Raw genomic sequence first — 10,778 nt, 5'->3', positions numbered from 1 at the left:
CACTCACCTCAGAGCATGGGCCGTTCCCTCTCCAAAGCTTTTTGCAGAACCTTCAGGACACTATCATGGCATGGCTTAAGCCCTATGAGGCTGGGCTCAGGCCGTTGGCACAAAAGGAACGGCCGATCAACGCAAATTGATCAGGAATCTTCGTGTGCTTGGGCCGCCACCCAAGTGGGTCCCTCCGCCGGGCTCCTTAGAGTACATTGCAGCACGACTGGAGGGGAACGGGCGGATTCCATCTAGACAAGCTGCTGTCTCGTTGCAGAAAACCGGGCGAAACGAACGATGCCCATGCGGATCAGGCAAAAAGTACAAGCGGTGCCACGGGCAACTCAGCTAACAGATCAACGCTAGCTGCCCGGGAGACAGGCGTCTCAGGCAGAGCAATAGCAAAACGCGTGATTCACCATAAACGCAGGAGGAAAGGCAATCGCGACGCGCAGCAGGCGAACGTTCGGCGGGATTCTCCGGACACCGCGCGATCCTGCTCCTCCAACTTGCGGACGCAACGACTTGATGTTGCGAGAAGGTGAGTCGCAAGTTTTTAGGACCAAGCTTTCAACCCGAAGTTCAGTTCACGGCTGCGGCCGATCCGCGGCACGCTGAGAATTGTTACAGAAGTAGCTGAGAGACGGTCACGCCATACCCGAGGTGGACCTGGGATAAGGAAGGCGTGAGTAGCCGAACTGCCGAACAGCTGGGGCGATCGACACACCCGCCCCGTGGACGTTTGTTCGGATGGCAGTCTCCTGGCCAGGGCATGGCTCCGCCCCATCTTCCCGAGGCCGTTCGCCTCGGTGCCACCAGTGGGCGCTCGCCAGATAATCGCAGGAGTCCGCTCGTTCAGCGCTAATGTCTGTATATCCTTTTTGTGAAGCTTTTTGCAAAGACTTAATCCGTAAGTAACAGAATACATTGAAACGACACGCTAGCAACGTAGCCCGTAATTTTCATTTGAGAATGTTAACAGTAAATATCACCTTTTGAGTGATTAGAGGTTATGTTTAGACGCAGGAATGAAGGACAATGTTGGCCATCGTTACCGAATCAAAGCGGCTTCGGCGAGCTGCGGCTTTAACTCCCCCTACTTGGCGCGCGACCGTTGGGGTGCTCCCACACCAGTAACACTCTAGATCCCCAGCTGACGGGCTGTCATCAATAGAAGGGCATACTTAGATCCAGGTAGCCGCCAAATCGGTGCCCAAGCTCCCTATACCTACTGCGCCGACGCCATTTGAGCGGGGCCGGCTCCGCAAAAATATCAGAAGCATAGGGAAGACCATGGCCAAAGTAGCAATCGTGACCGGCTCGGCGACGGGTATGGGAGTTACTTGTGCCATCGACCTCGCGGCGCGGGGCTGGAACATTACGATCAACTATAGTCGAAGCAAGAAGGAAGCCGAGGAGACTTATGCCAAAGTCACAGCGGAGGGTGTTGAAGCCATTGTTGTGCAGGCGGACGTGGGGCAGGATGCAGATTGCCGCAGGCTGGCCGCCGAGACCTTGTGCGAATGGGGGCACATCGACGGTCTTATCAATAACGCTGCCATTACAAAGTTTCAAAGAGCCGGCGACCTTGAGGACGTCACACCGGAGAATTTCGATCAAATATTCCGCGTGAACACCACAGGCCCGTTCATGATGAGTCGTGCTGTGTTTCCGGCTATGAAAAAAAATGGGAGGAAAGCAAAGAGCGCGGCGCGATTGTGAATGTGTCCAGCAATGCCAGCTTTATCGGGAACGGCAGCTCACTGCCATATATGCTCTCTAAGGGTGCCCTAAATACTCTTACCCTGATCCTGGCACGTTGGCTCAGCCCGGCCGTTCGGGTGAATGCCATTTCCCCCGGTTTTATCCAGACGCGTTGGATGCTGAATGGCGTGGCGAAGTTGAATACGTCAAGATGAAAGAAAAACGAGGAACAGCGAACGCCTCTGCGCCAGGCAGGCACACCGGAACAGATGTCCGAGGCTGCGCTATTCTTCCTGACGGAAGCGTCAAACATCACCGGTCAGAACATTGTTGTGGATGCCGGCAGCCATCTTGGACTGCTGTCGGAGCCTTGGAGCTAAACGTGGACCAGCAGGCGCGCCAAGGTCCCAGCCTACCAAACCTCTGACTGTTAAGAACCAGGGTGGGATCTTTTCCAGCCATGGTCGTCATTCGTGCTCACAAAGAAATTCTCCTTCGGGCTCCGTTTAGCTTCCCTAAACATTCTGCAGGACGTTACGAGACGATCTTTCATGTCAGTAGCAATAAATTGTAACACATGTAAAATTACAAAATGTATCTTAATCTTAACCTACTTGCCTATCACGCGAGTCGATTGTATTCTAATAGACGACATAGCCAACGTATAAAAGCGCCAATTAGAACGATGGGTTGAATTACTCCCGTGTGTACTGTCCAAGCGAGAGGTGACGCCACTTCTCTCCAGAACCCAATTGGATTCACAAGCGCCCCAAATGACAACTGTAACGCACAGGCATGACTCACACGCGGAGCAACTATCATGAACACTCTCGATCAGAATACCACATGGGAGCAAGCGGCACGAAAGCGCATCAAGGATTCCCATTCCCTCGACGGCGATATCGGTCGCTTGGCCCATTTCTATCGCGGATGGGCCAGTGCCTACGATCTGGATGTCAGCCGCGACGAATACTGCGGGCCGATGATCGTGGCCGAACTGACGGGCGCCGTGCAGACAGCCTATTTGGCCAAAGAGCGAGCACTCATTTCAATCCTGGACGCTGGCTGCGGAACGGGCCTCCTCGGAGTCCATATGGAACGACTCGGCTTTAGGCTGATCGAAGGGCTCGATCTCTCCGAGGAGATGGCCGAAAGAGCCCGGCAAACCCGTGTCTACCGCCATGTCCGAAGCGGTGTCGACCTAAACGGGCCGCTCGCCCAATATCCGAGCGCGAGCTATGATATCACGGTCTGCTGCGGCGTTTTGACCCTCGGGCATGTCCGACCGGAAGCACTGCGCGAATTGGCCCGCGTCACGCGCCCGAAGGGGTTTATCGTTGCAAGCACCCGCAAGAGCTATGCCGAGACCGCATGCTTCGAAGAGGAGGTGCTGCGTTTGGAGGATGCGGGCATACTAGTGCCGACACAGCGACTAAAGGACGGCAGATACGTCGCGGAGGAGGGCGCGGACTATTGGGTTTTTCAGGTGGCCGAGGACGCGAGTGCATCAACGAAGGAGCGGCCATGATAACACTACGGCAAAATTCGAACGAAACGCGGCAACTGGCCCAGGCGCCACTAAAGCGAGCTCAGCCTATGACAAGGGGCGCTTAAGCACCGCATACCGGAGGTATGCACGCCGTCCAAGTCCATCTGACGGTCGTCACACAGCCGGTCCAACAAGAAAATGCGCCAATGTTGCGCCGACTCCCATGGCCAAACAAAAGGGGTACTCATGTCTAACGGTATCGTTGCCAAACTGGATGATAAGCTGCGCGCGAAACGCGAAAGCTTTGACAAAATCCCAGTGGTTGACATCGCGGCCCTTCTCGATCGCAGCAATGAGCACAAGGTGGCGAAGGAGATACGTTGGGCATTGTCGAATGCTGGGTTCATGTATGTGAAGAACCACGGTATTCCGCAGGATTTTGTGGATTCGGTGTTCGATGTGAGCCGTCAATTTTTTGATCTGCCGATGTCGCAGAAGATGGAATTACATGTGAGCAAATCGAATGTAGCCCTCCGCGGCTATATCGAGCCGTTCGGTGAGAACACCGATCCTGGCAAAACGAAAGACCTGAAGGAGTGCTTTGACTTCGGACCTGAACGTTCGACGCTGGAAGGTCCGTTCTTTGGCCCCAACCAGTGGCCGTCAAGTCTGCCCGAGCTTCGGGAACTGACATACGGATACCACCAAAAGATGGTGGACCTCGCAAAAAAACTCTTGCGGGGCATTGCGCTCAGTCTGGACCTGTCGGAAAGCTATTTCGAACGCCTTATGCGAAACCCGATCAGCATTCAGCGGCTGCTTCATTATCCGCCGCAGACCGGCTATATTGGCGAAGAGATCATCGGTATTGGCGCCCACACGGATTACGGCAATCTGACCATCTTGGCCCAGGACGACGTGGGTGGCCTTCAGGTCATGAACCGGCATGGCGATTGGGTCGAGGGCATCCCGATCCACGGCACATTCGTAATCAACATCGGCGACCTGCTTCAGCGGCTCACAAACGATGTCTACCTAGCGAACATGCACCGCGTGGTGAATAGCTCGGGCCGCGAGCGATATTCGCTCCCCTACTTTATCGACGCCGATTTCAATGCGATCATCGAACCATTGCCCTCATGTGTCACGGACAGCAACCCGCTTCGCTACAAGCCGGTGACTTGCGGCGAGCACAAATTCGGGCGTTTCGCAGCAAGTTATGCTCACTTGGCCAAGGCGTAAGGAGAGCGGACAGCCAAATTGCCCAGCTGACTGCGCAGCCGAGTTAAGGCCAGACTGACGGAGCTTGGCTAAACACTTAGTATGGCACTGAGAAATGAAGATCATCCTGTACCAGTTCAAAGTGAACCGCGCCCGAGAAGTTCACCAGGACGTGCGGCGATCGCGGGGCCGGGTGCTCCATACCGTGTGGCGTCGTGCGGCTTTGCCGAGCCGAACCTGCGGCTACGATCCTATTTGAAGAGCTCCCCGGCACTAGCCATTGAACCGCGGTTGCGCGCTTTCACCGCTAAGCATCGATTTAAGTCCTCTCCAGGCTTGGCGCTCAGGTCGAAGCCTGTGCCGCTGTGTTCGCGACATTGAGACGCATGTGCTTGCTCCCAAACGTTTTGCACGACGATCGCACCACCGGACGGATCCTGAGGGCGCCAAGGCCAATAACGGCCGCTGCCAAGCCTCGTATCCGAACTTCTCGCTGTCGTGGCACCCCGCTTCGGCACGGAACGATGGCAGCCATAGCCCCCGAGTGACGTGGCTTCTTAACACTCCTCACAACGTGGAATTCCGCACCGTCAGTGTGACGGCCAACGCATGTTTATCCAAAAAACTTACGTCTGGAGCTGGACAAGAATGTCGGAAACTTGACGAAGGGGTGCCAGGGGCGGCCAGCGGTATCGCGAAGTGGTGCAACTAGATTGGTGCTCCAGTTCGGCACGCAATTTGCTCGCTTCACTGCGGAAGTGCCCCACTCCCTTCTGGAGACTAGTGACATTGATCAAAAATGTCAGGGTCCCTATCGCCAGAGCACGAACGGATATCACGTCGTCTGGGTCGCGAGTTCCGATCTGATTGGATTCTTCAATGGTTCCACAGTATTACGACCTGCCGTCACTGACTGCCCTCACAGCATTCGAGGCCTCGGCACGCCATCTCTCATTCAAGCTTGCGGCTTCCGAGCTGGGCATGAGATCGGGAGAAATCAGCCGGCAGATCAAAGCCATTGAGAACGACCTTGGTGTTCCGCTATTTGTGAGGCGAGGGACCGACCTGATGCTCACCAGCGCTGGCCAAGACATCTACAGCGTGTTGGCAAGTAGCCTTTTAAAGGCATCCGATGTCGTCAGGGCCATTAAGCGCGATCGTTGCCGACACGCTGCTTCCGACGATGCATTTACATCGACGTGATTGATGTCGTGCATGCCACGGTATTACTCTCAGCACGGTCTGGGTGCCATTCACCCTTTGGAGCGGACCGGCGGTCTTGACGCGGCGATGGCAACACGCTTGGCCTCTGACGAGGCTGCGTTCGTGAATGCGATTCTCACTGCGGATCCGAAGGCCCGATTCTTTGAGGACACTCTCGCCTGCAATTTGCGGGATCATATGCGCGGAGCGCTGCGCTAAGCTGGCGGGCGTAGCCTCCGATTGCTAGGGCAGCAATAACTATTAGCCAGCAGATGAGCCACTAGTTCTGTTAAAGCTTAACGGTACGCCGATTTCTGTTTGCATGCTCGATCGTCGGCTCGAACCGCAAAAAAGTTGCCTGCCAGGTGACTTTATTTCGGCTGTTCCCGCACCTCTGTCCGCGTATAACACCAGCCTACAGCCAAGTTTGGAGACAGCCAAATGTCGTTCAAAGGCGTTATTCCGCCCGTCACCACCCCGTTTCACGCTGACGGGGCGATCGACCGCGATGGCTTTTGCATAATGGTCGAACATTTGGTTTCGTCGGGTGTGCATGGCATCATCGTTGGTGGCACCACAGGCGAGTACTACGCCCATTCACGTGACGAGCGCGTCGGACTGCTGAAGCTTGCCAGGACCTTTGTGAAGGGGAACGTGCCGCTAATCGCCGGCGTCGGCGCCATTCGCACCGAGGACTGCATCGAATATGCCCTGGTGGCAAAGGACCTGAAATACGACGGCATCCTGATCGGTTCGCCGTACTACGCTGTCCCCACGCAGCTCGAACTTGCCAATCATGCGCTTGCGATCGACAAAGCCGCCGATATGCCGGTCATGCTCTACAACTATCCCGGACGCACCGGCACGATGATGGATTTCGAGTTCCTGGACCGCGTCGGTCGCAGCTCCAATTTCTGTGCAATTAAGGAGTCGAGCGGCAGCATGAATCAGCTGCACGCCTTGGCTCGGGACTATCCGCATATCGACCTGTTCTGCGGCATGGATGATCAGGCGCTTGAATTCTTCGCCTGGGGCGCCAAGGGGTGGGTCTGCGGAGCTGGCAACTGCCTGCCGGCTGAGCACCTCGCGCTGTACGAAGCGTGCGTCATCGAGAAGGACTTCACCAAGGGCCGGCAGATCATGTCGGCCCTTCTGCCGCTGATGAGGCTTCTAGAGCAGGGCGGCAAGTTTGTTCAAAGCATCAAGTTTGGGTGCGAATTGGCTGGATTGCCAGCTGGACCCGTGCGCCGGCCTATGCGGGCACTCGACGACCAACAGAAGCGGGAACTCGACTCGACGATCCGCACCCTTAAAGCGGCCATCGCGTCGATCACTGCAAAATCCCAAAAGAGGGCCTCCGAGAATGTCATCGCTATTAACGCGTGATGAGTACCAGAACCTAGCGGACAGCTTGCCACTGCCGACCAGCGCAGTGATTGACGGTAAGGCTCGGGCAGCACAATCTGGGGATACTTTCGAAACCATCAATCCCGCCACAGGGCAGGTCATCGCCAGGATCGCTTCCTGCGGCCAGGCCGACGTCGATCTCGCTGTCGAAAAAGCACGACTGGCGTTTGAGTCGGGCGTCTGGTCGCGTGCGCATCCGAGCGAGCGCAAGCGCGTTCTGCAGCGGCTCGTGAAATTGATGGAGCGAGACGCTCATGAGCTTGCAGTGCTTGAGACGCTCGAAAGCGGCAAGCCGATCTATGACGTCGAAACCATAGATATTCCTGAGGCCCTGCATTGCCTGGAATGGCACGCCGAAGCCACCGACAAGCTCTACGGCCAGACGTCGCCTTCCGGCGATGATGTCGTGTCGATGATCGTACGCCAGCCTCTGGGCGTAGTCGCCTGCGTTCTGCCCTGGAATTTCCCGATCCTGATGCTGGCATGGAAGATCGGGCCGGCTCTTGCGACCGGCAACTCCGTCATCGTGAAGCCGGCCGAGCAAACCAACATGTCAACGTTGCGCATTGCGGAATTGGCGCATGAGGCGGGGATCCCCGCCGGCGTCCTTCAGATCGTCACCGGTCCGGGCGAGATCACCGGCAAAGCACTCGGCATGCATCCCGATATCGATATGGTCGCATTCACGGGGTCAACCGACGTCGGCCGGAAGTTCCTGGAATATTCCGCCAGGTCCAACCTCAAGCGCATCGTACTCGAATGCGGCGGGAAGAATCCTTGCATCGTTTTGGATGACGCCGAGAACCTCGATGTTGTAGCGCAGCATGTCACTCAGGCAGTCTTCTGGAACATGGGCGAGAACTGCTCGTCCAATTCACGCCTCATCGTGCACGAGAAGATCAAGGACCGCTTGGTGGAAATGGTTCTCCACAAGCTCCACGAATGGCCTTTGGGCGAGCCGTTGGACCCAGGCAATCGGCTCGGTGCCATTGTGTCGAAGGAGCAGTTCGACCGCATTATGGGCTACATCAAGAAGGGGCGGGCGGAAGGCGCCAGGATCGTGACGGGCGGGAACGCCCACAAGCACGGCAAAGGCTATTTCATCGAGCCGACTGTATTCGACGATGTCACGCCCGCAATGGCGATCGCTCGAGAGGAGATTTTCGGACCGGTGCTTTCGGTCATCAAGGTCACCAACTCTGATGAAGCGGTCCGGGTCGCAAACGACACGCAATATGGACTTGCAGCCTCGATCTTCACAGCCAATCTTGGCAAGGCACATCGTATCGCGCGAGACATCCGCGCAGGAACGGTGACCATCAACTGTTATGGCGAAGGAGACATCTCAACACCCTTCGGCGGCTTCAAGCTGTCAGGCTTCGGGGGACGAGACAAGTCATTGCATGCTCACGACCAATATACCGAACTCAAGACCATTTGGGCGGACATCTCCGATCCTAAGGTCTCGCGTTCGGTAGACTAGCCCGATCGCATCGATGAGCGACCACGCGGCTGTCCGCACGCCTGCGGACACGTCCCTGTCGGGCTGGTACGGTATTCTGCCGCCTCCCAAGGCACCTGAGGTGCTGCGCGGCCGTCACAAGGCGGACTGGCTCATTGTAGGAGCTGGGTTTGCCGGTTTGGCGGCCGCGCGGCGCCTCTCACAACTGGTTCCGAACGAGCGCATAGTGGTGGTCGACGCTCAGCGGGTCGGCTGGGGTGCTGCCGGACGCAACTCCGGCTTCATGATCGATCTTCCGCATGAGCTCGGTGGCGCGCACTACGGCGGAAGCCAGGACCACGACCGCAAGAGCATTCGCATGAACCGAGCCGCGATCGAGTTCTCTGCCTCTGCGGCGGATGAATACGGGTTGCAGAAGTTCTTTGTTCGGGCCGGCAAATTTCATGGGGCGGCAACAGACCACGGTATCTCTGTCCTGCACGAATTCGAGGAGCACCTGACGGGGTTGGGCGAGCCATTCGAGCGGCTCGACGCGGTGCAGCTGAAGGAAATCACCGGAACCGACTTCTTTGTCGGCGGTACCTTCACGCCGGGAACAGTAATGGCACAGCCGGCCGGCTTCATCCGTGGGCTCGCCGAAGGCTTATCTCGCGGGGTTAGTATATTCGAGAATTCGCCGGTCATATCTTTGCAGACCGGAAAAATGCATACCGTGAGGACGGTCGAAAGCGAGATCACGGCGCCGCGGTTGATACTGACGGTCAACGGTCATCTTGAAAGCTTTGGCTTCTTCAGGAAGCGCCTGCTGCATGTGTTCACCTACGCCAGCATGACAAGGCCGCTCTCCAGGACCGAACAGGCGCTTCTGGGGGGTGAACCGCATTGGGGCTTGATCCCGGCCGACCCGATGGGATCAACGATCCGAAGGATCGGCGACCGGATCCTTGTGCGCAATACCTTCACTTATAATCCGGATATGTCCACAAGTGAGAAGCAGATTCGTCGGATCGGCGCTGCGCACGATCGGTCGTTCCACGCGCGCTTCCCGATGCTGGGTGAAATGCCGATGGAATTTCGCTGGGGAGGTCACTTGTGTCTCTCCCTGAATTCAGCGCCCGTATTTGGCGAAATTGAGGACAGGGTGTTCGTAGCCGGATGCTGCAATGGCCTTGGAACAGTGCAAGGTACCCTCTATGGTATGCTGGCTGCCGATCTTGCCGCCGGCAGCAACGAGCCAACGGTTACAGACGCCCTGAACGAGCCAGGCCCGGTTCGGCTTTATCCAGAACCGCTGATGTCGATCGGAGCGCCGTTGAAGCTGTGGGCGATGCAGAAGCGCGCCGGCAGAGAGCTCTAGCTTTCTCGTTCGTGTGCCGCTGCTTCCCGGATCCAGCTACGGAGGCTCTCGGCGGCAGGGGAAAGTGTGCGATTTTCATACCAAGTGAGATAGTAGCTGCCAGGGGCTGGGAGTTCGAGATCCGTCAGTCTGACAAGTTTGCCTTCATCAATCTGCGCCTTGACAAGTCGGTGCCAGCCAACAGCCACTCCTTGATCGGCTTGAGCGGCCTGAAGCGCCACGAAGAATTTCCCGAAGCGCCGACCGCGAGTTGAGCCGTGCGGTACCCCCGCACGTCGCAAAACCTCGTCCCAGCCGGCCCAGTCGGGATCCACCCAGTCAACATGCAGCAGGGGGAGGTCTGCCAGCGACTCCGCCGTCGCATCCCGATGCCTACTTGCAAATCCCGGGCCGCAAACGGGATAGATTGTCTCGTCAAACAGAAGCTCGGCACGTTCGTTCGACCACGATCCGAATCCGTAGCGGATTCGCAATTCGACCTCGGCGCGGAGGTAATCACGAGGATTGTCCGAAATCAGGTGGTCTACGGCGATGTCCTGGTACCGTGTCCAGAAGTCCGGCATGCGCGGGATCAGCCAAGTCGACGCGAAGGCGTCCGTGCACGCCAGCGTGACGTTCTTAGAACGGTCGCCGCGTTTCACATTTCGGACAATGTCTGCGGCCCGCGAAAAACCGCTGGCCAACACGCCATAAAGGTCTTCGCCGGCGCTTGTCAGCGCCACACCGGTTCCCAATCGGGTAAACAGCGGAACCCCCAGTTCGTCCTCGATCGCTTTGATCTGTCGGCTGACGGCGCCGGGAGTGACGTTCAGTTCCGCAGCAGCCAATTTGAATGACAGGTGCCGGGCAGACGCCTCAAAAACTGCCAAAGCAGTCAGGGACGGCAGGTCGTAATAGCGGCGAACCATCTCAATCTCCAAACACTTCAATAATCGCGTGGCAGG

At 57.1% G+C, this 10,778-nt stretch carries 9 protein-coding genes and 1 pseudogene; 9 read left to right on the top strand and 1 reads right to left on the bottom strand.

The genetic code is table 11. The features are described 5' to 3' along the window. Window positions 1–154 precede the first annotated feature (154 nt). From NMG70_RS33080 to NMG70_RS27320, 9 genes and pseudogenes are all read left to right on the top strand, one after another. Window positions 155–343: an SEC-C metal-binding domain-containing protein gene (locus NMG70_RS33080; protein ID WP_367185602.1), complete on the top strand. Its 189-nt coding sequence runs from the start codon at window positions 155–157 to the stop codon at window positions 341–343. Window positions 344–1,284: 941 nt separating this feature from the next. Then, complete coding sequence (locus tag NMG70_RS27350; RefSeq protein ID WP_254027396.1) at window positions 1,285–1,713, top strand: SDR family NAD(P)-dependent oxidoreductase; 429 nt, start codon at window positions 1,285–1,287, stop codon at window positions 1,711–1,713. Next, a pseudogene (locus NMG70_RS33075) lies at window positions 1,710–2,075 on the top strand (SDR family NAD(P)-dependent oxidoreductase). Before NMG70_RS27350 ends, NMG70_RS33075 begins: the two are co-directional and overlap by 4 nt. 440 nt (window positions 2,076–2,515) lie before the next feature. Further along, window positions 2,516–3,223, top strand: coding sequence for a class I SAM-dependent DNA methyltransferase (locus NMG70_RS27345; protein WP_254027395.1), 708 nt, complete (start codon window positions 2,516–2,518; stop codon window positions 3,221–3,223). Between the two features lie 207 nt (window positions 3,224–3,430). Continuing rightward, window positions 3,431–4,426 carry an isopenicillin N synthase family dioxygenase gene (locus NMG70_RS27340; protein ID WP_254027394.1) on the top strand — a complete coding sequence of 332 codons (996 nt, stop codon included), beginning with the start codon at window positions 3,431–3,433 and terminating at the stop codon, window positions 4,424–4,426. Between the two features lie 858 nt (window positions 4,427–5,284). After that, window positions 5,285–5,608, top strand: a complete 324-nt coding sequence (locus NMG70_RS27335; protein WP_254027393.1) for a LysR family transcriptional regulator — start codon at window positions 5,285–5,287, stop codon at window positions 5,606–5,608. A gap of 441 nt (window positions 5,609–6,049) precedes the next feature. Beyond that, a complete protein-coding gene (locus NMG70_RS27330) occupies window positions 6,050–6,994 on the top strand; it encodes a dihydrodipicolinate synthase family protein (RefSeq protein ID WP_254027392.1) in 945 nt (314 codons plus the stop codon). After that, window positions 6,972–8,498, top strand: a complete 1,527-nt coding sequence (locus tag NMG70_RS27325) for an aldehyde dehydrogenase (protein ID WP_254027399.1) — start codon at window positions 6,972–6,974, stop codon at window positions 8,496–8,498. The genes NMG70_RS27330 and NMG70_RS27325 overlap by 23 nt, the downstream gene beginning before the upstream one ends. Before the next feature lie 13 nt (window positions 8,499–8,511). Beyond that, a complete protein-coding gene (locus NMG70_RS27320) occupies window positions 8,512–9,834 on the top strand; it encodes an NAD(P)/FAD-dependent oxidoreductase (RefSeq protein WP_254027391.1) in 1,323 nt (440 codons plus the stop codon). Here the strand turns inward: NMG70_RS27320 and NMG70_RS27315 are convergent. After that, window positions 9,831–10,742: a LysR substrate-binding domain-containing protein gene (locus NMG70_RS27315; protein ID WP_254027390.1), complete on the bottom strand. Its 912-nt coding sequence runs from the start codon at window positions 10,740–10,742 to the stop codon at window positions 9,831–9,833. The genes NMG70_RS27320 and NMG70_RS27315 overlap by 4 nt on opposite strands. Window positions 10,743–10,778 lie beyond the last annotated feature (36 nt).

The sequence above is a fragment of the Mesorhizobium ventifaucium genome, assembly GCF_935822925.1.
GTDB classification, from domain to species: Bacteria; Pseudomonadota; Alphaproteobacteria; order Rhizobiales; family Rhizobiaceae; genus Mesorhizobium; species Mesorhizobium ventifaucium.
This window is presented reverse-complemented; position numbering and strand designations above follow the sequence as displayed.